We start from the raw sequence: 25958 nt of genomic DNA on the forward strand, positions 1-25958 counted from the left end.
TTATGCACGAAGATATAAAAAATCAACAAAATGAAAATTTAAAGCCAGACGAAAAGCCAGTTCAAAAAAGCGACATAAAAGAGCAAGAGAGCGCTGGAGATCAAATTTTAAATAGCGTAGATGGCATCAAGTCAAACATCCAAGCTAAAAATTACGATGCCTATGACTTAAAATTTATGTCAAGCCTCTCAGAAGCGGTTTTGGCAAAGGCTCCATCAACCTCAAAAAAGATACTTTATGCAGTTAGTATAACTGTATTTTGGCTACTTTTGTGGGCTTCGTGGGCACAGATAGACGAGATAACAAGAGGTAGCGGCAAGATCATCCCATCAGGTAAAAACCAAGCGATACAAAATCTTGAGGGCGGTATCGTAGATCAAATTTTTGTAAAAGAGGGCGATGAGGTTAAAAAAGATCAGATCCTCATCAGGCTTGATAATAAAAACTTTACAAGTAGCTACGGCGAGTCAAAGCTAAGACTTGATGAGCTTCAGGCTAAATTTATGAGGCTTGATGCTGAAGCAAATGATAAAGAATTTGACTACAACGAAACAAGAGATGCGAACAATAGCAAAGCTGTAAGATACGAGATAAGTTTGCATAACTCAAACATCGATCACCTAAACGAGCAAATAGGAATTTTAACAGAGCAAATTCACCAGCGCCAAAGTGAGCTAACCGAGCTTAGAAACAAAATTTCTCAAACTCAAAATAGCTACAACCTTGTCTTAAAAGAAAAAGCGATCATGGAGCCTATCTTTAAAAAAGGTCTTGTTAGTGAGGTCGAGTATATCCAGCTTCAAAGACGTGTAAATGACCTAAAGGGCGAGCTTGACGCATCTGTGCTTGCCGTGCCAAGGGTCGAATCAACCATAAAAGAGGCGAAAAATAAGATAGAAGAGGCAAAGCTGGCGTTTAAAAATAATGCAAAAAAAGAGCTAAACGAAGTCTCTGCTGAGATCGCAAGGATAAACGAGTCGCAAATCAGCCTAAGTGATAGGGTTGAAAGAACTTATGTAAGATCTCCGGTAAATGGTATCGTTAGTAAAATGATGGTGCATACCGTCTCGGGCGTTATCAAGCCTGGTGAAAATATCGCAGAGATCGTCCCGCTTGAAGATAAGCTCATCGCAGAGGTAAAGGTTAAGCCAGCTGATGTTGCGTTCTTGAGACCTGGACTTGATACGATGGTTAAATTTACGGCGTATGATTTTAGTATTTATGGCGGTTTAAAAGGCAAAGTAACGCAGATCAGTGCCGATACTGAGACAAATGAAAAAACAGGCGAGAGCTACTATCTAGTCAGGATAGAAACTGAGAAAAACTATCTTGGTAGCGAAGAGAAGCCGCTTAGGATAAAGGTTGGTATGATAGTTTCAGCCGATATCATCACCGGTAAAAAGACGATACTTGACTATCTGTTAAAACCTATCTTAAAAGCAAAACAAAACGCTTTAACGGAGCGATAATGCAAAAGTCAGCTAGCTTTGAGCGAAATTTTAGTGAATATCAAATTTCAAGAGCAAAGCTGGCTGATGAATTTGTCATTGTAAATGATGGCAAAATATGCGATCTAATCGGAAGAGAGGTCGTTAAATTTCTCTTTAAAGACTGTGAAAAAAGCTTTGATGAGATGATAAATTTAAAAAAAGAAGAGCATGTCAGCTTAGCTGGGCTAAAGATAGAAGATGAGCTAGTAAGCAGCATTAAAATATCAATTAGTGGCTACGATGAAAGCAGCGATAGCTTGGATTTTGATCTAAATTTACTATCTCTTAGTGTGCCATATAGATACGCTATATCAAATGGTTGTTTTGAGATGAGTATCTTTTTAAAAGAAGACAAAGAAGTGGTTGAGAAATTCTTATCCACTTTTAGTTATAAATTTGAGGCAAATAGTGGCAAGGAGCGCTACTTGATCGTTTTCGTAAATGAGTCAAAAATTTACGAGCAAACCTATATGTGATATAAGGAAATATGGTTATGAATGTGGTTTTTTTTACTCAAAATGGTTCGCTTAATAATCTTTGGCGAGGGTACTTTTCAGATGAAGATGTGAAATTTACTCACAATAAAAAGGATTTTTTTGCAAATTTAAACGATGAGGTTGATATCGTTGGTATCGATACAAATGCTTTTAAAGATAGTCTTGATGAAAATATTAAAACCATTCATGAAAGTTTTCCAAATATAAAATGTCTAATCCTTGCAAACGAACCAAAATTTAGTGAAGGCAAACATTTGCTGGCTCTTGGTGTCAAAGGATATGCAAACTCACATATGAGAAAGACACACTTTGAAGATGCCTTTGAAACGATTTTAAATGGCAAAGTTTGGCTTTATCCAGAATTTATCCAAGCGATGATCGGAGAACTAACTGGCTCATATATAAATAATGAAAGTGAAACTTTAGAGAAAAAGTCTGATCTAAGCGAGCTTAGCTCACGCGAAAAAGAGATCGCAAACTTAATCTACCAAGGTCTAACAAACAATGAAATTTCAGAGCAAACAGGCATTACTTTAAGGACGGTAAAGGCGCACACTACGTCGATTTACAGCAAGCTAAATGTGAAAGATAGAATAGGTCTTGTGCTTTTGATGAAGCAGCTGCATGCGTAAAATTTTGCTTCTTTTCTTTTTTGTCTCTTCACTTTTTGCAAATAATTTTGAAATTTCTCCAAAAAATATATCTCAATGTAAAAATCAAATTTGCAAAAATATTTTAAATCACTATGCAAATTTTATGAAAAAAATAGAACACGAAAGCTTTATAAGAAAGCTAGAGCTCATAAATTCATACCTAAATTCTTTGATGCCAAGATATGATGATTTTTACAATACAAATGTCGATGTGTGGAGCACTAGGAGCGAGTTTTTAAGGCGAGGTGGTGGAGACTGCGAGGAGTACGCGATATCAAAGCGTGATAGCCTAAAAGATCTTGGTGTGGATAATCAAAAATGTCTTCTAGTCGTTCAGGAAAAAAATACGAAAAAATATCATATGGTGCTCGCTGTTTGGGAAAATTTACACAAAGAGCCTTTGATACTGGATAATCTAAGCTTTAGAGTTTTGCCGCTTTCGAAGCGCTACGACTTAGTGCCAGAGTATTGCTTGATGGATGGAAAATATTTTAAGATAAAAAAAGATGGCATAAATTTAGAGCCAGTAAATATAAGAATGCAAACTTACGAAAATTTGATAAAAAAGGAAAAAGAAGAGAAATTTTGGAAGAATTAATCTTCCAAGTCAATGTCTATTTTTTCAACATTTGTTGTAATATCTTTAGTATTTTTCTCAATGTTATGTTTATTTTTCTCGATTAGTGATCTGTTTTGACCTATAAGGTCTCTATTTTCTTTGATACCATCACTGTTTTGCTCGATCATTTTGCTTAGCGTCGCTATCTTTTTTTCATAGCGGATCATTAAGAAGTAGATCACATAAATTAGCAGTAAAATTACCGCCCAAGGTAAAAATTGCATATTAAATCCTTTGTAATTTTTCGTAATTATAGAAATTTTAGCTTTTAAAAAAAATAAAACTATGAAAATATGAAATTTTATATATGTAAAATTTATCTTTGTTTTTTGGTAAAAGCGGCTTAGTCTAGCGGGTGTTTTTGAAATTTTTTATAAATTCTATAGATTTTTGATTACAAAAAAATTAGATAAAATATTTTTCAAAATCTCCTTGACTTTTATTTTATTTTGGGCTATAATTGCCACTTCACAAAACAGGTGCTGGTGTAGCTCAGTTGGTAGAGCTACTGCCTTGTAAGCAGTGGGTCGGCGGTTCAAGTCCGTTCACCAGCTCCATTTTGTAACAGTGTTTGACCAGAAAATACCAAAATAACTTATTAATGTTTAAGGTGAGATACTCAAGCGGCCAACGAGGGCAGACTGTAAATCTGCTGACTATGTCTTCCGTGGTTCGAATCCACGTCTCACCACCATTGTTATGCGGGAGTAGCTCAGTTGGCTAGAGCATCAGCCTTCCAAGCTGAGGGTCGCGGGTTCGAGCCCCGTTTCCCGCTCCAAAATTTGGGAAAGTAAACTGGGAGCTGTATCTAGATTTTACTAAACACAGTTATTCCATCTTTATTTTCATGAATTTTTAGTTGTTTGTATGTTGATTAAAATCATCTCAGCCAAGCGTTTTTCGCTCATATGGCTCAGAGGTAGAGCACTTCCTTGGTAAGGAAGAGGTCGCGGGTTCAAGTCCCGCTATGAGCTCCACTGGTTTATATGATTTTATATTACTATACGAATTTGAATTAGATAAGACACATATCATAACGGAGGAAAAGATGGCTAAAGAAAAATTTTCACGCAACAAGCCACACGTAAACATAGGCACTATCGGTCACGTTGACCATGGTAAAACTACTTTAACAGCTGCAATATCTGCTGTTCTTTCACGCAAAGGTCTTGCTGAGCTAAAAGATTATGATAATATTGATAATGCTCCAGAAGAGAAAGAGCGTGGTATTACAATTGCTACTTCACACATTGAGTATGAGACAGAAAAACGTCACTATGCTCACGTTGACTGCCCAGGCCACGCCGACTATGTAAAAAACATGATTACAGGTGCTGCTCAAATGGACGGTGCTATTCTAGTTGTTTCTGCAGCAGACGGCCCAATGCCACAAACTAGAGAGCATATCTTGCTATCTCGCCAAGTTGGTGTTCCTTATATCGTTGTTTTCATGAACAAAGCAGATATGGTTGATGACGCTGAGCTACTTGAACTAGTTGAAATGGAAATTCGCGAACTACTTAACGAGTACAACTTCCCAGGTGATGATACTCCAATAGTTTCTGGTTCAGCACTTAAAGCTCTTGAAGAGGCAAAAGCTGGACAAGATGGCGAATGGTCAGCAAAAATTATGGAACTAATGGATGCAGTTGATAGCTATATCCCAACTCCAGTTCGTGCTACAGATAAAGATCTTCTTATGCCAATCGAAGACGTTTTCTCAATTTCAGGTCGTGGTACAGTTGTAACAGGTAGAATTGAGAAAGGTGTTGTAAAAGTTGGTGACACAATAGAAATCGTTGGTATCAAACCTACGCAAACAACAACAGTTACTGGTGTTGAGATGTTTAGAAAAGAGATGGATCAAGGTGAAGCTGGCGATAACGTTGGTGTTCTTCTTCGTGGTACTAAAAAAGAAGACGTTGAACGTGGTATGGTTCTTTGCAAACCTAAATCAATTACTCCTCATACAAAATTTGAGGGTGAGGTTTATATTCTAACTAAAGAAGAGGGCGGTCGCCATACTCCTTTCTTTAACAACTATAGACCACAATTCTACGTAAGAACAACTGACGTTACTGGTTCTATTACATTACCAGAAGGCACAGAGATGGTTATGCCAGGTGATAACGTAAGAATTTCTGTTGAGCTTATAGCTCCAGTTGCACTTGAAGAAGGTACTCGTTTTGCTATCCGTGAAGGTGGTAGAACTGTTGGTTCAGGTGTTGTTTCAAAAATACTTGGTTAATTTATAAAATTATGCCAAAGGGGAAACCCTTTGGCTTTCTATAAGGAATATATATGAGAATTAAAATTGGTTTAAAATGCTCTGAGTGTGGTGATATTAATTATACTACTACAAAAAACAGTAAAACCACTACAGATAAGGTTGAGCTCAAAAAATATTGCCCAAGATTAAAAAAACATACTGTGCATAAAGAAGTTAAGTTAAAAAGTTAATTAAGAATAAGTAGCTATTAGGGCAATAGCTCCAACGGTAGAGCGCTGGATTCCAAATCCAATGGTTGGGGGTTCGAATCCCTCTTGCCCTGCCACAATTAAGGTTAAGATTATGGAAAAATTTATAAATTATATAAAGCTATCTAAATTGGAAATAATGAAGGTTATCTTTCCTACCAAAGAACAAATTAGAAATGCTTTTATTGCAGTTTTTATCGTGGTCGCTGTTGTTTCACTTTTTTTAGCTCTTGTTGATGTTATTATGTCCTTTGTTCTTTCTAAAGTTATATAGGATGAGGAAAAAATAATGTCGCATAAATGGTATGCTATACAAACTTATGCTGGTAGCGAAATGGCAGTAAAAAGAGGAATTGAAAATTTAGTTAGAGATCACGGTATTGAAGATCAACTAAAAGAAGTTATAGTTCCTACAGAAGACGTAATAGAGATAAAAAACGGTAAGCAAAAAATTAATGAAAGAACTCTTTATCCTGGATATGCTTTTGCATGTTTAGATCTTGATACAGCTCTTTGGCATAAGATTCAGTCTTTACCAAAGGTTGGACGTTTTATCGGTGAGGCTAAAAAGCCTACGCCACTGACTGAAAAAGATATAAATACTATCTTGGAGAAAGTTCAAAAAAGAGCGGCACCAAAACCTAAAATATTTTTTGAGGATGGTGAAAGCGTTCGCATAACAGAAGGTCCTTTTGCTAACTTTACAGGTATCGTTGAAGAATACGATATGATACATGGCAAGCTTAGACTCAATGTTTCTATTTTTGGTAGAAGTACCCCTGTTGATATTTTGTATTCACAAGTTGAGAAGATAATTTAAGGAGCAAGAAATGGCTAAAAAAGTTATAGGTGAAATAAAATTACAAATTGCCGCAACAAAAGCAAATCCTAGCCCGCCAGTTGGTCCAGCATTAGGACAAAAAGGCGTTAATATTATGGAATTTTGTAAAGCCTTTAATGAAAAAACAAAAGATATGGTTGGATTTAATATCCCAGTTGTTATTACTGTTTATGCTGATAAAAGTTTTACATTTATCACAAAACAACCACCTGCTACGGACCTTATCAAAAAGGCTGCAGGTATAACAAAAGGAACAGATAATCCTTTAAAAAATAAAGTAGGTAAATTAACAAAAGCTCAAGTTTTAGAAATAGTTGAGAAAAAACTTGTTGATTTAAATACAAATGATAAAGAGCAAGCAGCTAAGATTATTGCTGGTTCAGCTCGTTCAATGGGTGTCGAAGTAATAGACTAAAACCTTTACCGTCAGGTTGATTTTCAAAAGACGGAAGCAATTTATATGCGGAGAAATTTATGGGAAAAACTAGTAAGAGATTTCAAGAATTGCTCAAAAAAGTAGAGCAAGATAAAATTTATAACCTTAGCGAGGCTATCGATACAGTTAAAACTCTAGCTTCTGCTAAATTTAATGAGACAGTTGAGATTGCGTTAAAATTAAATGTTGATCCAAGACATGCTGATCAAATGGTTCGTGGTTCTGTTGTTTTACCAGCTGGTACAGGCAAAGTTGTAAGAGTTGCAGTTATAGCAAAAGATGCTAAAGCTGATGAGGCAAAAGCTGCTGGTGCTGATATAGTTGGCGCTGATGATCTAGTTGAGGATATCCAAAAAGGTATAATGAACTTTGATGTTCTTATAGCTACTCCAAATTTAATGGGTCTTGTAGGTAAAGTTGGTAGAATTTTAGGACCTAAAGGTTTAATGCCAAATCCAAAAACTGGAACAGTTACAATGGATGTTGCGCAAGCTGTTAATAATGCAAAAAGTGGTCAGGTAAATTTCCGTGTTGATAAGCAAGGAAATATACATGCAGGTCTTGGTAAGGTCAATTTTACTAAAGAACAATTAAATGAAAATATTTCAACATTTATTAAAGCTATTAATAAACATAAACCTGCGACTGCAAAAGGTAGATATGTAAAAAATGCTTCATTGTCTTTAACAATGAGCCCTTCTGTAACTCTTGATACTCAAGAAGTTATGGATTTAAAATAAGAATTTAAAGAAAATTATATCTTAGATTGGAGATAGCCGAGGCCATTGGGCTTAATTGATTCGACCCGCTCTGCTTGAAATTACCGGTCGGAAAGGAGAAAAAGTGACACGTAACGAAAAAACTGAAGTTGTTGCAAAATTAGAGAGTGAATTTAAAACTGCTGAAGCTATTGTAGTTTGTGACTATCGTGGTCTTTCAGTTAAAAAACTTGAAGTTTTAAGAAATTCTGCTAAAGAACAAAATGTAAAAGTTCAAGTTATTAAAAATACTCTTGCAAATATTGCTCTTAAAAATTCTGATAAAGTCGGAATGGAACTCAAAGATACAAATATCTATCTTTGGAGTGAAGATCAATTAGCAGTAACTAAAGTAGCCGCAAAATTTGAAGAGTCAAATTCTGATCTTTTCAAAATTAAAACAGCTTATATTGATGGCGAAGTTGCAAGCGTTGATAAAGTTAAAGCTCTATCTAAAATGCCTAGCCGTGATGAGCTTATTGCGATGCTTTTGCAAGTTTGGAATGCGCCAATTCAAAATTTCACAATTGGTTTGAATGCGCTTAAAGAGAAAAAAGAACAATCAGCTTAATTAAATTAAAAAAATAATAAGGATAAAAAATGGCAATTACAAAAGAAGACGTATTAGAGTTTATATCTAATCTTTCTGTACTTGAACTTAGCGAACTTGTAAAAGAGTTTGAAGAGAAATTTGGTGTTAGCGCAGCTCCTGTAATGGTAGCTGGTGGTGCAGTTGCTGCTGGTGGTGCAGCTGCTGCTGAAGAAAAAACAGAATTTAACATCGTTCTTGTTGATTCTGGTGATAAGAAAATTAACGTTATTAAAGTTGTTAGAGCACTTACTGGTCTTGGTCTTAAAGAGGCTAAAGACGCAGTTGAAGGAACTCCATCTGTTCTTAAAGAAGGCGTTAGCAAAGACGAAGCTGAAGCAGCTAAAAAAGAGCTTGAAGAGGCTGGTGCTAAGGTTGAACTTAAATAATTTTTTATTATTTAGGCTTAATATTTCAAGAGAGAGCAGAGGCTCTCTCTTTTTTAAATTTTAGATGCCTTGTTAAAAGGCTATACTTTTCTTTCAAAATTACCACGAGGTAGATGCAATGTTAAATAGCTTATACTCAGGAAATCGTCTTAGAGTTGACTTCTCTAATGTCGTTAAAGAGATAGACGTTCCGAACCTACTACAACTACAAAAAAAGAGCTTTGATAATTTTTTAAATCTAAATAACAATCAGACAGAAAGCGGTATCGAAAAAGTTTTTAAGTCGATTTTCCCTATACATGATCCGCAAAATCGTTTGACTTTAGAATATGTTAGCTCAGAGATTGGAAAACCAAAATATACAATCAGAGAGTGCATAGAAAGAGGTCTTACATACTCTGTAAATTTAAAAATGAAAATACGCCTTATCGTTCATGAAAAAGATGATAAGACTGGTGATAAAGTTGGCGTTAAAGATATAAAAGAGCAAGAAATTTTCATACGTGAAATTCCGTTGATGACAGATAGAATTTCATTTATTATAAATGGTGTTGAGCGTGTTGTTGTAAACCAACTTCATAGAAGCCCTGGTGTTATCTTTAAACAAGAAGAGAGTGCAACTGTTGCAAATAAACTTATCTATACAGCTCAAATAATCCCAGATCGCGGATCTTGGTTGCACTTTGAATATGATACAAAAGATATTTTATATGTTAGGATAAATAAGCGCAGAAAAGTGCCTGTAACTATCTTGTTTAGGGCATTAGGATATAAAAAACAAGACATTATTAAGCTATTTTATCCGATACAAAATTTAGTTATTAAAAATAATAAATTTTTAACTCTTTTCAATCCAGAGGATTATCTAGGAAGAGTTGAGTATGATATAAAAAATGAAGAGGGCGATGTTCTTCATCAAGCTGGCAAGCGTCTAACAAAGAAAAAAGCTGATAAATTAATCGAAGATGGCGTTAAATTTGTCGAGTATCCGATCGAAGCACTTATAGGTAGATATTTGGCAAACCCTGTGATAAACACAGAAAGCGGCGAAATTTTATATGACACACTATCTGCTCTTGATGAGAATAAACTTGCAAAAATTTTAGCTGAGCATGAAAGTATTGATATTATAAACAACTCTGCTGCTGGCGTTGATGACGCTATCATAAATTCATTTATAGCTGATAATGATATGCTTAAGGTTTTAAAACAAACTGAGGGCGTTGATGATGAAAATGACCTTGCTGCGATTAGAATTTACAAGGTCATGAGACCTGGCGAGCCGGTAGTTAAAGAGGCTGCAAAAAGCTTTGTAAATGATATATTGTTTAACCCTGAAAGATATGACCTAACAAAAGTTGGTCGTATGAAGATGAACCACAAGCTCTCGCTTGATGTGCCAGAGTATGTTACTTTGCTAACTAGCGAAGATATCATCAAAACTGCAAAATATCTTATAAAAGTTAAAAATGGACAAGGCCACATTGACGACCGCGATCACCTTGGCAATCGCCGTATAAGATCGATCGGTGAGTTACTTGCTAGTGAGCTTCACCTTGGTTTTGTTAAGATGCAAAAGGCTATCCGTGATAAATTTACAAGTCTAAGCAACAATACTGACGAGATCATGCCTTATGATCTTATCAATCCAAAAATGATCACAGCGACAATTATGGAATTTTTCACAGGCGGTCAGTTAAGCCAGTTTATGGATCAGACAAACCCACTTAGTGAGGTTACTCATAAGCGCCGTCTATCTGCGCTTGGCGAGGGTGGCTTGGTAAAAGAGCGTGCTGGCTTTGAGGTGCGTGACGTTCACCCAACTCACTACGGCAGAATTTGTCCGGTTGAGACTCCAGAAGGTCAAAATATCGGTCTTATTAACACCCTTTCAACTTATGCAAAAGTAAATGAGCTTGGCTTTGTTGAGGCGCCTTATAAAAAGGTCGTCGATGGCAAAGTGACTGATGAGATAGTCTATCTAACAGCGACACAAGAAGAGGGTAATGTTATCGCTCCAGCATCAACTAAGCTTGATGAAAATGGACATATTGTTGAGGATTTGATCGAGGTTAGAAAAGAGGGCGAGATGATGCTTGCTCGTAGAGAAGATGTTACCTTGATCGACCTTTGCTCTGGTATGATAGCTGGCGTTGCAGCTTCGCTTATTCCATTCCTAGAGCACGACGACGCTAACCGTGCGCTTATGGGTTCAAATATGCAACGTCAAGCAGTGCCACTACTTCGTTCAACTGCTCCTATCGTTGGAACAGGTATGGAAAGTGTTATCGCAAGAGATGCTTGGGAGAGTGTAAAAGCAAAACGAGGCGGCGTAGTTGAAAAGGTTGATAATAAAAACATCTTTATCCTTGGTGAAGATGAAGCTGGTCCATATATCGATCACTACTCTTTAGAGAAAAATTTAAGAACAAACCAAAATACGACATTTTCACAACATCCGATCGTTAAAAAAGGCGACGAGATCGAGGCTAATCAAATCATAGCTGATGGTCCAAGTATGGAAAAAGGCGAGCTAGCTATCGGTAAAAACGCACTAATCGCATTTATGCCTTGGAATGGCTACAACTACGAGGATGCGATCGTTATTAGTGAAAAAATGATACGTGAAGATGCCTTTACGAGCGTTCATATCTATGAAAAAGAGATCGAGGCTCGTGAGCTAAAAGACGGTGTTGAAGAGATAACAAAAGATATACCAAACGTCAAAGAAGAGGAGCTTATGCACCTTGATGAAAGTGGTATCGTTAAAATCGGTACAGAGATCAAGCCTGGCATGATCCTTGTTGGTAAAGTATCTCCAAAAGGCGAAGTTAAACCAACCCCAGAAGAAAGATTACTTCGTGCTATCTTTGGTGAAAAAGCTGGTCACGTTGTAAATAAATCGCTCTATGCTTCAGCTTCAATGGAGGGTGTGGTTGTTGATGTTAAAATTTTCACCAAAAAAGGTTATGAAAAAGATAGTAGAACAAACAAGGCTTATGAAGAGGAGAAGACACTTTTAGAAAAAGAGCACCACGATAGATTGCTTATGCTAGACCGCGAAGAGATGCTAAAAGTTACAGCGCTTCTTTCTAAAAACCCACTAGCGAGTGATCAAGAGGTAAATAAAAAAGAGTATAAAAAAGGCTCAAAGATCAATAAAGCTGACTTTGAGAATATCAACAGATTTACTTTAAATGCTATCGTAAAGAGCTTTTCAAAAGATATCCAAAAGAAATATGATGAGCTAAAAAATTACTTCCAAAATGAGAAGAAAAAGCTTAAAGAAGAGCACGACGCTAAGATAGAAATTTTAGAAAAAGATGACATTTTACCAAGCGGTGTTGTAAAACTTGTAAAAGTTTATATAGCTACAAAACGCAAACTAAAAGTTGGCGATAAGATGGCTGGACGTCACGGTAACAAAGGTATCGTTTCAAATATAGTTAGAGAAGTCGATATGCCTTATCTTCCAAGCGGTCAGATCGTAGATATCGTGCTAAACCCACTAGGCGTTCCAAGCCGTATGAATATCGGTCAAATTTTGGAGAGCCACCTTGGTCTTGTTGGCTACCGCTTAGGCGAGCAGATCAATGAAATTTTTGAGACCAAAAAAGGCGAATGGATAAAAGAGCTAAGAGCTAAGATGATAGAGATCGCAAGCGTTGCTAAGCTAATGGACGCTAAAAAAGCTCTTGGTAAGATGAGCGATGAGAAGCTTCTTGAGTATGCAAAAGATTGGAGCAATGGCGTAAGATTTGCAACTCCGATTTTTGAAGGCGTTAAAGCTGACGAATTTGCAAAACTATTTGAGATGGCAAAGATAGATAGCGATGGTAAAACTGAGCTATATGACGGACGCACAGGCTCAAAGATAAGAGAACGCGTTAATGTTGGTTGTATGTATATGCTAAAACTTCACCACTTGGTTGATGAAAAAGTTCACGCAAGAAGTACTGGACCATACAGTCTTGTTACACAACAACCTGTCGGCGGTAAGGCGCTATTTGGTGGTCAAAGGTTTGGTGAGATGGAGGTTTGGGCACTTGAGGCTTATGGTGCTGCTCATACACTAAGAGAGATGCTAACTGTAAAATCAGACGATGTTGAGGGAAGACTCTCTGCTTACAAAGCTTTAACAAGAGGTGAAAACGTTCCTGAGACTGGTATCCCTGAGACGTTCTTTGTTCTAACAAACGAGCTAAAATCACTAGCTCTTGATGTGGAAGTATATGATGAGGATGAGACAAATGAAACTAACTAATTTAAAACCAGTTGAGATAAAAGAAGAGCATAGACCTCGTGATTTTGAAGCTTTCCAACTTCGTTTAGCAAGTCCTGAGAAGATAAAATCTTGGAGCTATGGCGAGGTTAAAAAACCAGAAACTATCAACTACCGCACGCTAAAACCTGAGCGCGACGGCTTGTTTTGTGCCAAAATTTTCGGACCGATCCGCGACTACGAGTGTCTTTGTGGTAAATATAAAAAGATGCGCTACAAAGGTATCAAGTGCGAAAAGTGCGGCGTTGAAGTAACAACATCTAAGGTTCGTCGCTCTCGCATGGGTCACATCGAGCTTGTAACTCCAGTGGCTCATATCTGGTATGTAAATTTCTTGCCAAGCCGTATAGGTGCGCTTCTTGGTATCAAGATGAAAGACCTTGAACGCGTACTTTACTATGAGGCATACATTGTTGATAATGCTGGCGAGGCTTATTATGACAATGAAAATTCTAAAAAAGTTGAAAAATATGACGTTTTAAACGAGGAGCAATATCAAAGCCTAGCTTCAAGATATGAAGAAACTGGCTTTAGTGCTAGAATGGGTGGCGAGGTCATCTATGATATGCTAGCTGAGCTTGACCTAACTCAAATTTTAAATCAGCTACAAGAAGAGATGGAGGCTACAAATTCTGAGGCCAAGAAAAAGACTATCGTAAAACGTCTAAAGGTTATCGAGAGCTTTTTAAATTCAGGCAACCGCCCAGAGTGGATGATGATAACAAATTTACCAGTTCTTCCACCTGACCTTAGACCACTTGTTAATCTTGATGGCGGTAAATTTGCTGTTTCAGACGTAAATGATCTATATCGCCGTGTAATAAATAGAAATAGCCGTTTAAAACGCTTACTTGAGCTTGACGCACCTGAGATCATTATCAGAAATGAAAAGAGAATGCTTCAAGAGGCTGTTGATGCGCTATTTGACAATGGTCGTAGAGCAAACGCTGTAAAAGGTGCAAATAAACGCCCACTAAAATCACTAAGTGAGATCATCAAAGGTAAGCAAGGCCGCTTCCGTCAGAATTTGCTAGGTAAGCGTGTTGACTTTTCTGGACGTTCTGTTATTGTCGTTGGTCCAAAGCTAAAGATGGATCAGTGCGGTCTTCCAAAGAAGATGGCTTTAGAACTATTTAAGCCACATTTGCTTGCTCGCCTTGAAGAAAAAGGCTATGCGACAACCGTTAAGCAAGCTAAAAAGATGATAGAAGATAAGACAAATGAGGTTTGGGAGTGCCTAGAAGAGGTTGTTAAAGACTATCCAGTTATGCTAAACCGTGCTCCGACACTTCACAAGCTTTCTATCCAGGCGTTTCACCCAGTGCTTGTTGAAGGTAAGGCGATCCAGCTTCACCCACTAGTTTGTGCGGCTTTCAACGCTGACTTCGACGGTGACCAAATGGCTGTTCACGTGCCACTATCTCAAGAGTCTATTGCTGAGTGTAAAATTTTGATGCTTAGCTCAATGAACATCTTGCTTCCTGCTAGCGGTAAGGCTATCACAGTCCCTTCACAAGATATGGTTTTAGGAATTTATTACCTAAGCCTAGAGAGAAACGATGAAAAAGGTGCAAATAAAATTTTCTCAAGCGTTGATGAAGTAATGATCGCTGAAGAGGCTAACACTCTTGGCCTTCACGCTAAAATCAAAACTATGGTTGATAACAAGATCATCTTTACAACAGCTGGTCGCTTGATCCTAAGAGCGATACTACCTGATTTTGTCCCTGAAAATATGTGGAATAAGATCATGAAGAAAAAAGACATTGCAAATTTGGTTGATTATGTTTATAGAAATGGCGGCCTTGAAGTAACGGCTGACTTCCTTGATAAGCTTAAAAATTTAGGCTTTAGATATGCTACAAAAGCGGGAATTTCTATCTCTATCGCAGACATTATCGTGCCAGATAGCAAGCAAAAATATATCGACGAAGCTAAGAAAAAAGTTCGTGAAATTCAAAAGCAATACGGCGCTGGTCTTTTAACAGATAGTGAGAGATACAACAAGATCATCGATATCTGGACAGATACAAACAACAGCGTTGCAAGCGAGATGATGAAGCTTATCCAAAGTGATAAGGGTGGATTTAACTCAATTTATATGATGGCTGACTCAGGTGCGAGAGGTAGTGCAGCGCAAATTCGCCAGCTAGCTGGTATGCGTGGTCTTATGGCAAAACCAGACGGCTCGATCATCGAAACACCGATCATTTCAAACTTCCGTGAAGGTCTAAATATAATGGAGTACTTCAACTCAACCCACGGAGCTAGAAAGGGTCTTGCAGATACCGCGCTAAAAACTGCCAACGCTGGTTACCTAACAAGAAAGCTAATCGACGTTGCTCAAAACGTTAAAGTCACTATGCACGACTGCGGTACGCACGAGGGCGTTGAGATCACAGATATCACAGAGAGTGGCGAGCTAATAGAGAGCCTTGAAGAGAGAGTATTAGGCCGTGTTTTAGCAGATGATGTGATCGATCCTATAACAAATGAAATTTTATTTAGTGAAGGCACTTTACTTGATGAAGAGAAAGCCAAGGCCATAACAGAAGCTGGCATAAAATCAGTAAGCATTAGAACGCCTATCACGTGCAAAGCGCCAAAAGGCGTTTGTGCAAAATGCTACGGCTTAAACTTGGGCGAGGGCAAGCTTGTAAAACCAGGCGAGGCTGTTGGTATTATCTCAGCTCAATCAATCGGTGAGCCAGGTACTCAGCTAACGCTTAGAACATTCCACATCGGTGGTACGGCTTCTACTGAGCAGCAAGATCGCCAAGTCATCGCTCAAAAAGAGGGCTTTATTAGGTATTACAACCTTAGTACGTACGAGAATAACGGCAAAAAAATCGTTGCAAACAGAAGAAGTGCAGCTGTGCTACTTGTTGAGCCAAAGATAAAATCAACAATTGATGGTAAAATCGAGATCGAATATGCTCACGAAGATGTAAATATCGTTATCAAAGGTAAAAAAGAAGAGATCAAATATACTATCAGAAGAAACGACCTTGCTAAACCAAACGAACTAGCTGGCGTTAGCGGTAAGATCGAAGGCAAGATGTATATCCCTTATGCAAATGGCGATAAGGTAAAAGAGAATGAGAGTATCGTCGAGATCATAAAAGAGGGCTGGAACGTTCCAAATCGTATCCCTTATGCTAGTGAGCTTAAAATTTCAGATGGCGATCCAGTAACTAGAAAGATCACCGCAGATGCAAATGGTGTGGTTAAATTTTTCATACTAAAAGGTGACTTCCTTGATAGACTAAAAGACATCAAAAAAGGTCACAAAGTAACTGAAAAAGGCTTCTTTGTTGTCGTTTCTGACAAGGACGGACGTGAGGCAGTTCGCCACTACATCCCAAGAAATTCTATCATCCAAGTATCAGATAATGATGCGGTAGAAAGAGCGACAGTGGTCTCACTACCTGAAAAAGATGACAAGCTAATAATCGCTGAGTGGGATCCATACTCAACTCCAACTATCGCAGAAGAGGCTGGTGTGGTTAGCTTTGAAGATATCGAGCCAGGATATAGTGCGACTGAGCAAGCTGACGAGGCAACTGGTCAAAGACGTCTTGTTATCAACGAGTATTTGCCAAGTGGCGTAAAACCAGCGATCATTATCACTACAAAGAGCGGACATTTGATAAAGTATCCGCTTGATCCAAAAACTGCGATCTTTGTTTCAAGTGGCGACGAAGTAGCTCAAGCTGACATTTTGGCTAAGACTCCAAAAGCTGTTGCTAAGTCAAAAGACATTACCGGTGGTCTTCCAAGAGTTAGTGAGCTATTTGAAGCAAGACGCCCTAAAAATACAGCTATCGTTGCAGAGATCGATGGCGTTGTTAGATTTGACAAGCCACTTCGCTCAAAAGAGCGCATCATCATCCAAGCAGAAGATGGCACGACAGCTGAGTATTTGATAGAAAAGAGCCGCCAGATCCAAGTAAGAGACGGCGAATTTGTTCATGCTGGTGAGAAACTAACAGACGGACTTATCTCAAGCCACGATATCTTAAGAATTCTTGGCGAAAAGGCACTTCACTACTATTTGATCAGTGAAATTCAGCAAGTTTATCGTCGCCAAGGTGTTGCAATCGCTGATAAGCATATCGAGATCATCGTCTCTCAAATGCTTCGCCAAGTCAAAATCGTCGATAGCGGAAATACAAATTTCATCGTTGGCGACATGGTTTCAAGAAACAAATTTAAAGAAGAGAACGAGCGCATTATGAAGATGGGTGGCGAGCCAGCTATTGCTGAGCCGATCCTTCTTGGTGTTACAAGAGCGGCCATCGGAAGTGATAGTGTGATCTCTGCTGCGTCATTCCAAGAGACAACTAAGGTCTTAACAGAAGCGTCAATCGCTGCTAAATTTGACTATCTTGAAGATCTAAAAGAGAATGTCATCCTTGGACGTATGATCCCAGTTGGTACTGGTTTTTATAAAGATAAAAAGATAAAGATCAAAGAAAACTAATATATTAAGCCCCGCTGGGGCTTAATCCTCTTATAAATTTACCTACTCAAATTTACAAAATTTCAAAATTTACAAGCCGTTAATCAATATTAAATAAAATCCATAACTAAAAATATGTAACGGAGATATTATGAAAAATGTCGATCTTGGACTTTTATTTCTGCGCTTAGGTCTTGGAATTTGCCTTTTTATGCACGGCTTTGGCAAAATTTTACACGGAGTTGGCGGCGTAAAGAGCATTTTAGTTGATGCTGGACTACCTAGTTTTCTGGCGTATTTTGCCTATATGAGCGAGGTTTTAGCCCCTATAATGATCGCTGTTGGTTTTTACTCAAGGCTTGGCGCGCTCCTAGTTTTTGGCTCAAGTCTTGTCATTTTGTATTCGTATTTTGGCTTATCAAATCTACTTGAGCTAACTAATGTAAATGGCTTTAAAGCAGAGCTTATATATCTTTATATCGCTATGTCACTTTGCATCATCTCGACTGGTAGTGGCAAATACGCTATCAAACAAGACTGATCTAAATTTAGCACACATTAGATGTGCTAAATTTTCACACATTTTATTTAAAATTTAAATTTATTTTATTTTTTTATAACAATTTAAGTTTGTAGCCTTTAAATTCAAAAAATATCTCAAATTTAAAGGACGCATGATGAACTCTACAAAAAAAGAGCCTTCGTTTCTGCTAGCCCTTACGCCTATCTTGGTTATGATCGTAGGTCTTGCACTTGGCGTTGGTTATATGAAGCTAAAGGTTGAGCCGATCATTTTGATAGCAGCCCTAGTGGCTGGTGGCATCGCTTGGAGGCTAGGATATAGTTGGAGTGAGCTTCAAGAAGGGGTGATAGAGAAAATTTCAAGCTCATTGCCAGCGCTTATGATACTTTGGGCAGTTGGTCTGCTTATTGGCTCGTGGGTATTTTCAGGCACCATCCCTATGATCATCTACTACGGCGTAGATCTTATAAGTCCGCAGTATCTAGTCCTAACAGCTTTTGTCATCGCAGCTATCATCTCAACCGTAACTGGCACATCTTGGGGTTCTGCTGGCACAGTCGGTGTCGCCATCATGGGCATAGCTCAAGGTCTTGATGTAAATTTAGCAGCAACTGCTGGCGCGGTAGTCGCAGGAGCATACTTTGGCGATAAGCTCTCCCCACTCTCAGACACGACAAACCTAGCTCCGATAGCAGCTGGCTCAGAGCTTTATGAGCACATCAGACATATGTTTTATACGACTATCCCAGCAACTATCGTTGCGATAGCAGCTTATCTATTCTTTGGTAGCGAGGCGGCAAGTAGTGGTGCAAATGTTTCAGAGTCGGTTTTGGCGCTTCAAGGTCAGCTTGATAAAATTTTTCACTGGAACATCATCTTGCTTTTGCCTGTGTTTTTTGTCTTGGCTGGCTCGGTGCTAAAGTGGCCAACGATACCTGTCATGATCATAGCTTCGCTATTTTCAGTCCTTCTTGGCGTTATCGTTCAAGATTTTAGCTTTAAAAATGGCTTTATCTCAGTGATGACTGGCTTTAACGTCACGATGAGCGGCATTAATATGGAGTTTTCAAAGGATATCACTAAGCTTCTAAATAGAGGCGGCGTGAGCTCTGTAAACTCAACAACCATCCTAGTCATCTGCGCTATGGGCTTTGCTGGTATCATCTCAAAAACTGGCATGCTTACAAAGGTACTTCACACCATTATGGCAAGGGTCAAATCAACAGCAGGCGTCATCATCTCGACTATCGGCTCATGCCTAACTGTAGCATTTGTCACAGGTAGCTCATATCTTTCTATCCTCATCCCTGGTGAGATGTTTAAAGACTTTTATAAAGAGAAAAATTTAGCAGCCAAAAACCTATCAAGAACACTTGAAGACTCTGGCACCGTTATCGTCCCACTCATCCCTTGGTCAGCAGCAGGCGCATATATGACTGCTACACTTGGAGTGCCAACGGTAGAGTACTTGCCATGGGCGATACTAAACTACATGGGCGTTGTCTTTGCTATCATTTTAGCACTCACTGGCATCGGCATAGCTAAGATAAACAAGGACGCCAAATGTTACTTATAAAAAACGCCAAAATTTACTCGCCAAAATTTCTTGGTAAAAAAGATATATTTATATGTAATGGCAAGATCGTCTGCATAGCTGAAAATTTAGAGCCAAATTTACCAAATGTAAAGGTGATCGACGCTTCAAATTTCACGGCGATACCAGGCCTCATCGATAAACACGTGCATATCACTGGAGGCGGCGGAGAGGGTGGCTTTAAGACTAGGGTGCCTGAGATCATGCTATCAAATTTAATAGAAGCTGGCATAACGACAGTCGTAGGACTACTTGGAACTGACAGCACGACAAGAAGCGTTGAAAATTTAGTCGCAAAAGCACACGCGCTAAATGACGAGGGCATCACATGCTACGCTCACACTGGCGCATACAGCTCTAAAACGCCAACTATAACTGGCGAGATCGAAAAAGATATCGTCTTTGTTGATCCGATAATCGGCATCAAGCTAGCCATAAGCGACCACCGCTCATCAAGCGTGAGCAAAGACGAGCTAGCTCACATAGTCTCAGCTGGCAGGGTGGCTGGCATGATCAGCTCGAAGTCAGGCCACACCACGCTTCACATGGGTGACGGTAAAAAGGGCTTAAATTTGATCTATGAAGTGCTAAATGAGTATGACATGCCAATCACGCTATTTCAGCCAACGCACGTAAATAGAAACGAGGAGCTTTTTAAACAAAGCTTTAAATTTATAAAAGATGGCGGATATATCGACTTTACCTGCATGCCAGGACTTACGCCACTTGAGGCTGTAAAGAGCGTCAAAAAAGAGAATTTACCGACAAATAAGATAACCATTAGCTCGGACGGCTTTGGTAGCTACTCTAGCTATGATAGCGACGGAAATTTACTAAAAATTGGCATCGCTAGCGTCAAGAGCTTATATGAAGAGTTTATAAATTTCGTAAAAGATGGCTTTGGTATCGAGGAAGCGTTGCCATATTTTACGACAAACGTGGCAAGAAGTGTGGCATTACAAAATAAAAAAGGCGAGATAAAAGAAAATTTCGATGCAGATATTTTGCTAATCGATGAGAAATTTGAGATTAAATTTGTCGTTGCAAAGGGTGAAATTTTAAAAGATGACAGCGGTTTTATAAAAAAAGGAACGTATGAATAAGTCCAACTTATTAACCGTTATTTAAGCTTTTTTTAAATAAAATTAGGTCTTTTTAATAAATTTAGTTGAAAGGAATTATTGTGCCAACCATAAATCAATTGGTCAGAAATGAACGCAAGAAAGTGACTGTTAAGTCAAAATCTCCAGCGTTAAAAGAGTGCCCTCAAAGAAGAGGAGTTTGCACTAGGGTTTATACTACAACTCCTAAAAAACCAAACTCAGCTTTGAGGAAAGTTGCCAAAGTTAGGCTTACAAGCGGTTTTGAAGTCATCAGCTATATCGGCGGTGAAGGTCACAACCTACAAGAACACAGTATCGTTTTAGTTCGCGGCGGTAGGGTTAAAGACTTACCAGGTGTTAAATATCACATCGTTCGTGGTGCACTTGATACTGCTGGTGTTGCAAAAAGAACAGTTTCTCGTTCTAAATATGGTGCAAAACGCCCTAAAGCTGGCGCTGCTGCTCCAAAAAAGTAAAAAATTAGGTTCGCAGACGTTGCTTAAATTTGCAAACGTTTGAGTAAAATTTCATAAAAATTTGAAGGAAAAATCAAAATGAGAAGAAGAAAAGCTCCTGTAAGGGAAGTTTTACCTGATCCGATTTACGGAAATAAAATAATCACTAAATTTATTAATTCTCTTATGTATGATGGCAAAAAAAGCGTCGCTACAGAGATAATGTATGGTGCTATTAAAGCTATCGAAAAGAAAAATGCTGAGGTTAAAGGCATTGACGTTTTTAACGACGCTATCGAAAATGTAAAACCTATTTTAGAAGTTAAATCACGCCGTGTTGGTGGCGCTACTTATCAAGTACCAGTTGAGGTTCGCCCAGCTCGCCAACAAGCTCTTGCTATCCGCTGGCTTATAACTTTTGCTAGAAAAAGAAGCGAAAGAACAATGGTTGATAAATTAGCAAATGAGCTTTTAGATGCGGCAAATTCAAAAGGTGCATCTTTCAAGAAGAAGGAAGATACTTACAAGATGGCAGAGGCTAATAAAGCATTTGCTCACTACCGCTGGTAAGAAAGAATTAGTATGGCAGAGAGAAAAACGCCTTTACATAAGGTAAGAAATATCGGTATTGCGGCTCACATTGATGCTGGAAAGACAACTACAAGTGAGAGAATTTTGTTCTTCACTGGTATGAGCCATAAAATAGGTGAGGTTCATGATGGCGCTGCTACTATGGACTGGATGGAGCAAGAAAAAGAGCGTGGTATTACTATTACATCAGCTGCAACTACAGCGTTTTGGAAGGGCTACCAAGTAAACCTAATCGACACTCCGGGACACGTTGACTTTACTATTGAAGTTGAGCGTTCTATGCGTGTTCTTGATGGTGCTGTTGCAGTATTTTGTTCTGTTGGTGGTGTTCAGCCACAGTCTGAAACTGTTTGGAGACAAGCAAATAAATATCATGTACCAAGAATCGTTTTTGTTAATAAAATGGACAGAATTGGTGCAAATTTCTTTAGAGTTGAAGAGCAGATCAGAGAAAGATTAAAAGCAAATCCAGTACCTATCCAAATTCCTATCGGTGCAGAGGATAACTTTAAAGGTGTGGTTGATCTTGTAAGAATGAAAGCATACGTTTGGAATGACGAGAAAAAGCCAACTGACTATGTAGAAGAAGAAATTCCAGCTGAAGTTAAAGATAAAGCTGAAGAATACCGCGCAAAACTAATCGAAGCTGTTTCTGAAACAGATGATAGTTTGATGGAGAAATTCTTTGCAGGCGAAGAACTAACTGAAGAAGAGATCAAAAAAGGTATAAAAGCAGGCTGCTTAAGAATGACTATCACACCTATGCTTTGCGGAACTGCGTTTAAAAACAAAGGTATCCAACCTCTGCTTGACGCAGTAGTTGATTATCTACCAGCTCCAGATGAGATTGCAGCAATAAATGGTGTTTATGAAGATGGCACTGAAGTGACTGTTGAAAGTACAGATGATGGCGAATTTGCCGCTCTTGCGTTTAAGATTATGACTGACCCATTTGTTGGACAGCTAACATTTATCCGTGTTTATAGAGGAAGCCTTGAAAGCGGTAGCTATGCTTACAACACAGTTCAAGACTGCAAAGAGAGAATCGGCCGCTTACTAAAAATGCACTCAAATAAACGTGAAGAGATTACTGAGCTTTTCGCTGGTGAAATCGGCGCTGTTGTTGGTCTAAAAAATACTCTAACAGGCGATACTCTTGCAAGTGAAAAAGATAAAGTTATCCTTGAGAGAATGGACTTCCCAGAGCCAGTTATTAGCGTTGCGGTTGAGCCAAAAACAAAAGCAGATCAAGAAAAAATGGCGATCGCTCTTCAAAAACTAGCTCAAGAAGATCCAAGCTTTAGAGTTAGCACTGACGAAGAGAGCGGACAAACTATCATTAGTGGTATGGGTGAGCTTCACCTTGAGATCATTGTCGATCGTATGCTTCGTGAATTTAAAGTTGATGCTGAAGTTGGTCAGCCACAAGTTGCATACCGCGAGACTATCCGTAAGGCAGTTGAGCAAGAGTATAAGTATGCTAAACAATCAGGTGGTCGTGGTCAATACGGTCACGTATTCTTACGCATCGAGCCACTTCCAGCTGCTAGTGGATTTGAATTTGTTAACGACATCAAAGGTGGTGTTGTTCCAAAAGAGTACATCCCAGCTGTTGAAAAAGGTTGTAAAGAAGCGCTTCAAAGTGGTGTTCTTGCAGGATATCCAGTTGAAGATGTTAAAGTTACACTTTTTGATGGTAGCTACCACGAAGTTGACTCATCTGAAATGGCATTTAAGCTTGCTGCTTCTATGGGCTTTAAAGAGGGCGCTAGAAAAGCAGGTGCGGTTATCCTTGAGCCTATGATGAAAGTTGAAGTTGAGACTCCAGAAGAGTATATGGGTGATGTTATCGGTGACCTTAATAAGCGCCGTGGCCAAGTAAATTCAATGGATGATAGAAATGGTATAAAAATCATTGCAGCTTATTGTCCACTTGCTCAAATGTTTGGCTACTCAACAGATCTTCGCTCAATGACTCAAGGTCGTGCGACTTACTCTATGGAATTTGATCACTACGAAGAAGTTCCTAAAAACGTAAGTGAAGAGATTATTAAAAAGAGAAATGGCTAATTAGCCAAAATAGGGCAGAGCGATCTGCCCTTTAAAATTTAACTACTTGAGTAAAAATTTAAACTAACTTGCAAATTTGTCCTCATAGCTCAGCTGGATAGAGCGCAGAATTCCTAATTCTGAGGTCGTGAGTTCGAACCTCGCTGGGGACACCACTCCTGCTTTTAATACCATGCAATAACAATCTTTTATAGAGTGCTTTAAATCATTTATATTTAGAATTCTTATTTTTATAAGTAGTTGTGTTTGGCATATAAATAAATTTATTTTTTTAATGAATTATTTGTATGATCTCATTAACAATAAAATTTATCAACAAAAATTTTATATATTTAATAATCCATGCTAACATTTCAAAAATTTATTTAAGGAGAGTAGATGAAAAAAATTTTACTTTTAGGAGCCGTTTGTTGCATGTTGTCAGCTGATGTTAAAACTGTTAATATAAGTCCAGATGAGATCAAAAAATATGATCAGATCGTCGATATTAGAACTCCATCTGAATGGCAAGAGACTGGCATCATAGCTGGTGCGAAGACCATCACTTTTGATCCAAGTAATAAGAGTGCATTTTTAGATGAGCTTTCAAAAGCGGTTGATATCAAAAAGCCTATCGCTCTTGTTTGTAGAAGTGGTAGAAGAAGCACAGCAGCAGCTGCAGCGATAGATAGCTCAGATCTTAAGATTATAAATTTAGATGGTGGTATGAGTAGTTTGCTCGAGCAAGGCTACAAAACTACACCTTATAAAAAATAGACAAACCTCTAAATTCTACATTTGACTACAAGATAAATTTATTTTGTAGTCAAAATTTATACTAAATAATAAATTTTATTATTTGATTAACCACTGATTAACTCTAAGTCAATATAATTTCATCACATTTAAACAATAAAGAAGGAGACAAAATGTCAAAAGTTATTTTACAGTTAAACACAATTCAGGCTGATGCAAATGCACTTTATATCAAATTTCATGATCTTCACTGGAATGTAAAAGGTATTCAATTTTTTAGCGTCCACGAGTACACTGAAAAAGCTTATGAGGATATGAGTGAGATTTTTGATGATGCAGCTGAGAGAGCTCTTATGCTTGGTGGCAGGCCTATCGTCAAGGCTGAGGAGCTAGCAAAAGTCGCTCACATAAAACACGAGCCAAAAGAGAGCTACACTCCAACTGAAGTTTTGGATATTGTTTTGGCTGATTACAAGCACCTTTTGGGTGAGTTTAAAAAGCTTGATGAGCTTGCAGAGGGTGACACAACAACTCAGATGTACGCACAAGATCAAATAGCTAAATTTGAAAAAGCCATCTGGATGCTAAACGCAACACTTGGCAAATAATCACAGCGGGAGCTCTCCCGCTTTACTCTAAATAAATTCCACCTTTTGGCGATATAGTTTTTATAAACTTATAGGAGCCAAATATGCAAATCAGTCAAATCGTAAGCTCATACAACACTTCAAGCGTAAAAGAAAATGTAAAATCAGAAATTTCACTTCACAAAGATGAAAAAGAGGTTTCTAAAAAGCAGCCTGATGTTTCAAATTTAAGCGCAAAAGAGATCTCAAATAGCTACTTTTTGCAGTATCAAAAAGATATTACTCAAAATGCTAGTTCAAATTTACTAGCTCAAGGTGGTCTAAGCTTTAACGTGCCTGAAAATTTATCAGACATTTTAGCTGGACTTGATCTAGCAGGTATCGGCTATAACGGCAAAGCTCTAGGAGAGCTAAGCAGCGATGAGGCGAGCGAGCTAGTTAGCGAAAATGGCTTTTTTGGCATCGCAAATACAGCTGATAGGATAGCCGGCTTTGTGCTAAATGGTGCAGGTGATGATGTAGAGAAACTAAAAGCTGGTAGAGAGGGCGTGGCAAAGGGTTTTGAGGATGCAAAGAAAATTTGGGGCGGTGAGCTTCCTGAAATTTCACAAAAGACTATCGAAAAGACCCTTGAGACGCTCGATAAAAAGATCGCCGAGCTTGGCGGTAACGTCTTAAACGTATCAGCTTAAATTCCTTGGGGTCTCTCCCAAGAAATTTATATATTAATGTAAGCACAAAACTCAAATTTTAAAACTCACAAATTTTATTTAATCTTAAAAGCTATACTTTTCTCTTTATATTAA

General features: G+C 38.3%; 24 protein-coding genes and 6 tRNA genes. 29 read left to right on the forward strand and 1 reads right to left on the reverse strand.

Going from position 1 to position 25958, the window contains the following annotated elements; translation table 11 throughout:
- Positions 1 to 2: 2 nt before the first annotated feature.
- The 4 genes from G6W43_RS05285 to G6W43_RS05300 all read left to right on the forward strand — a co-directional run bounded on the left by G6W43_RS05285 (position 3) and on the right by G6W43_RS05300 (position 3238).
- Positions 3 to 1469 carry an HlyD family type I secretion periplasmic adaptor subunit gene (locus G6W43_RS05285; protein ID WP_194169314.1) on the forward strand — a complete coding sequence of 489 codons (1467 nt, stop codon included), beginning with the start codon at positions 3 to 5 and terminating at the stop codon, positions 1467 to 1469.
- Positions 1469 to 1966, forward strand: a complete 498-nt coding sequence (locus G6W43_RS05290; RefSeq protein ID WP_103617683.1) for a DUF5416 family protein — start codon at positions 1469 to 1471, stop codon at positions 1964 to 1966. The genes G6W43_RS05285 and G6W43_RS05290 overlap by 1 nt, the downstream gene beginning before the upstream one ends.
- Before the next feature lie 17 nt (positions 1967 to 1983).
- The gene (locus tag G6W43_RS05295) at positions 1984 to 2619 is read left to right on the forward strand and encodes a response regulator transcription factor (RefSeq protein WP_103567739.1); all 636 of its coding nucleotides are present in this window, start codon (positions 1984 to 1986) and stop codon (positions 2617 to 2619) included.
- 124 nt (positions 2620 to 2743) lie between these two features.
- A complete protein-coding gene (locus tag G6W43_RS05300; protein WP_223228736.1) occupies positions 2744 to 3238 on the forward strand; it encodes a transglutaminase-like cysteine peptidase in 495 nt (164 codons plus the stop codon).
- On the opposite strand, the gene G6W43_RS05305 is transcribed toward G6W43_RS05300, so the two are convergent.
- Positions 3235 to 3483 (reverse strand): hypothetical protein, encoded by a 249-nt coding sequence (locus G6W43_RS05305; protein WP_002941090.1) that lies wholly within the window; start codon positions 3481 to 3483, stop codon positions 3235 to 3237. The two genes, G6W43_RS05300 and G6W43_RS05305, sit on opposite strands and share 4 nt — an antisense overlap.
- 257 nt (positions 3484 to 3740) lie before the next feature.
- Between G6W43_RS05305 and G6W43_RS05310 the strand changes: the two genes are divergently transcribed.
- From G6W43_RS05310 to G6W43_RS05430, 25 genes are all read left to right on the forward strand, one after another.
- Positions 3741 to 3816: transfer RNA gene (locus G6W43_RS05310), tRNA-Thr, on the forward strand.
- A 52-nt stretch (positions 3817 to 3868) separates the two neighbouring features.
- A tRNA-Tyr gene (locus tag G6W43_RS05315) sits at positions 3869 to 3953 on the forward strand.
- Between the two features lie 7 nt (positions 3954 to 3960).
- Positions 3961 to 4037, forward strand: a tRNA-Gly gene (locus tag G6W43_RS05320).
- Positions 4038 to 4161: 124 nt separating this feature from the next.
- Positions 4162 to 4236, forward strand: a tRNA-Thr gene (locus G6W43_RS05325).
- Between the two features lie 71 nt (positions 4237 to 4307).
- Complete coding sequence (gene tuf / locus G6W43_RS05330; RefSeq protein WP_002941132.1) at positions 4308 to 5507, forward strand: elongation factor Tu; 1200 nt, start codon at positions 4308 to 4310, stop codon at positions 5505 to 5507.
- Positions 5508 to 5560: 53 nt separating this feature from the next.
- Positions 5561 to 5719, forward strand: a complete 159-nt coding sequence (gene rpmG / locus G6W43_RS05335) for a 50S ribosomal protein L33 (protein ID WP_002941157.1) — start codon at positions 5561 to 5563, stop codon at positions 5717 to 5719.
- Between the two features lie 19 nt (positions 5720 to 5738).
- Positions 5739 to 5814 (forward strand) — tRNA-Trp (locus tag G6W43_RS05340).
- Between the two features lie 17 nt (positions 5815 to 5831).
- The gene (gene secE / locus G6W43_RS05345; RefSeq protein ID WP_002941070.1) at positions 5832 to 6011 is read left to right on the forward strand and encodes a preprotein translocase subunit SecE; all 180 of its coding nucleotides are present in this window, start codon (positions 5832 to 5834) and stop codon (positions 6009 to 6011) included.
- A 12-nt stretch (positions 6012 to 6023) separates the two neighbouring features.
- Positions 6024 to 6557, forward strand: coding sequence for a transcription termination/antitermination protein NusG (gene nusG, locus G6W43_RS05350; protein WP_180385147.1), 534 nt, complete (start codon positions 6024 to 6026; stop codon positions 6555 to 6557).
- A 10-nt stretch (positions 6558 to 6567) separates the two neighbouring features.
- Positions 6568 to 6993, forward strand: coding sequence for a 50S ribosomal protein L11 (gene rplK, locus G6W43_RS05355; RefSeq protein ID WP_021092996.1), 426 nt, complete (start codon positions 6568 to 6570; stop codon positions 6991 to 6993).
- A 59-nt stretch (positions 6994 to 7052) separates the two neighbouring features.
- Positions 7053 to 7754, forward strand: coding sequence for a 50S ribosomal protein L1 (gene rplA / locus G6W43_RS05360; protein ID WP_002941167.1), 702 nt, complete (start codon positions 7053 to 7055; stop codon positions 7752 to 7754).
- A gap of 103 nt (positions 7755 to 7857) precedes the next feature.
- The gene (gene rplJ / locus G6W43_RS05365) at positions 7858 to 8343 is read left to right on the forward strand and encodes a 50S ribosomal protein L10 (RefSeq protein WP_009294520.1); all 486 of its coding nucleotides are present in this window, start codon (positions 7858 to 7860) and stop codon (positions 8341 to 8343) included.
- A 29-nt stretch (positions 8344 to 8372) separates the two neighbouring features.
- Positions 8373 to 8750 carry a 50S ribosomal protein L7/L12 gene (gene rplL, locus G6W43_RS05370; RefSeq protein ID WP_012001504.1) on the forward strand — a complete coding sequence of 126 codons (378 nt, stop codon included), beginning with the start codon at positions 8373 to 8375 and terminating at the stop codon, positions 8748 to 8750.
- A gap of 118 nt (positions 8751 to 8868) precedes the next feature.
- Entirely contained in the window at positions 8869 to 13014 is a 4146-nt protein-coding gene (gene rpoB / locus G6W43_RS05375) for a DNA-directed RNA polymerase subunit beta (protein WP_103617076.1), read from the forward strand.
- Positions 13001 to 17515, forward strand: coding sequence for a DNA-directed RNA polymerase subunit beta' (rpoC, locus tag G6W43_RS05380; RefSeq protein WP_194169315.1), 4515 nt, complete (start codon positions 13001 to 13003; stop codon positions 17513 to 17515). The genes rpoB and rpoC overlap by 14 nt, the downstream gene beginning before the upstream one ends.
- 130 nt (positions 17516 to 17645) lie before the next feature.
- Complete coding sequence (locus G6W43_RS05385) at positions 17646 to 18035, forward strand: DoxX family protein (protein WP_103569363.1); 390 nt, start codon at positions 17646 to 17648, stop codon at positions 18033 to 18035.
- Positions 18036 to 18171: 136 nt separating this feature from the next.
- Positions 18172 to 19593 carry a Na+/H+ antiporter NhaC gene (gene nhaC / locus G6W43_RS05390; RefSeq protein ID WP_194169316.1) on the forward strand — a complete coding sequence of 474 codons (1422 nt, stop codon included), beginning with the start codon at positions 18172 to 18174 and terminating at the stop codon, positions 19591 to 19593.
- A complete protein-coding gene (gene iadA, locus G6W43_RS05395; RefSeq protein ID WP_194169317.1) occupies positions 19581 to 20714 on the forward strand; it encodes a beta-aspartyl-peptidase in 1134 nt (377 codons plus the stop codon). The genes nhaC and iadA overlap by 13 nt, the downstream gene beginning before the upstream one ends.
- Positions 20715 to 20794: 80 nt before the next feature.
- Positions 20795 to 21190 (forward strand): 30S ribosomal protein S12, encoded by a 396-nt coding sequence (gene rpsL / locus G6W43_RS05400; protein ID WP_002941121.1) that lies wholly within the window; start codon positions 20795 to 20797, stop codon positions 21188 to 21190.
- 78 nt (positions 21191 to 21268) lie between these two features.
- Positions 21269 to 21739 (forward strand): 30S ribosomal protein S7, encoded by a 471-nt coding sequence (gene rpsG, locus G6W43_RS05405; RefSeq protein ID WP_002941142.1) that lies wholly within the window; start codon positions 21269 to 21271, stop codon positions 21737 to 21739.
- A gap of 12 nt (positions 21740 to 21751) precedes the next feature.
- Positions 21752 to 23830: an elongation factor G gene (gene fusA / locus G6W43_RS05410; RefSeq protein ID WP_103572176.1), complete on the forward strand. Its 2079-nt coding sequence runs from the start codon at positions 21752 to 21754 to the stop codon at positions 23828 to 23830.
- A gap of 78 nt (positions 23831 to 23908) precedes the next feature.
- Positions 23909 to 23985: transfer RNA gene (locus G6W43_RS05415), tRNA-Arg, on the forward strand.
- 223 nt (positions 23986 to 24208) lie between these two features.
- The gene (locus G6W43_RS05420; protein WP_002941080.1) at positions 24209 to 24586 is read left to right on the forward strand and encodes a rhodanese-like domain-containing protein; all 378 of its coding nucleotides are present in this window, start codon (positions 24209 to 24211) and stop codon (positions 24584 to 24586) included.
- Between the two features lie 152 nt (positions 24587 to 24738).
- A complete protein-coding gene (locus G6W43_RS05425; protein WP_002941158.1) occupies positions 24739 to 25173 on the forward strand; it encodes a Dps family protein in 435 nt (144 codons plus the stop codon).
- Between the two features lie 83 nt (positions 25174 to 25256).
- A complete protein-coding gene (locus G6W43_RS05430) occupies positions 25257 to 25844 on the forward strand; it encodes a hydrogenase-4 component G (RefSeq protein WP_194169318.1) in 588 nt (195 codons plus the stop codon).
- Positions 25845 to 25958: the final 114 nt, after the last annotated feature.

The organism is Campylobacter concisus (assembly GCF_015229965.1).
In the GTDB taxonomy this organism is placed as follows: Bacteria; Campylobacterota; Campylobacteria; order Campylobacterales; family Campylobacteraceae; genus Campylobacter_A; species Campylobacter_A concisus_BD.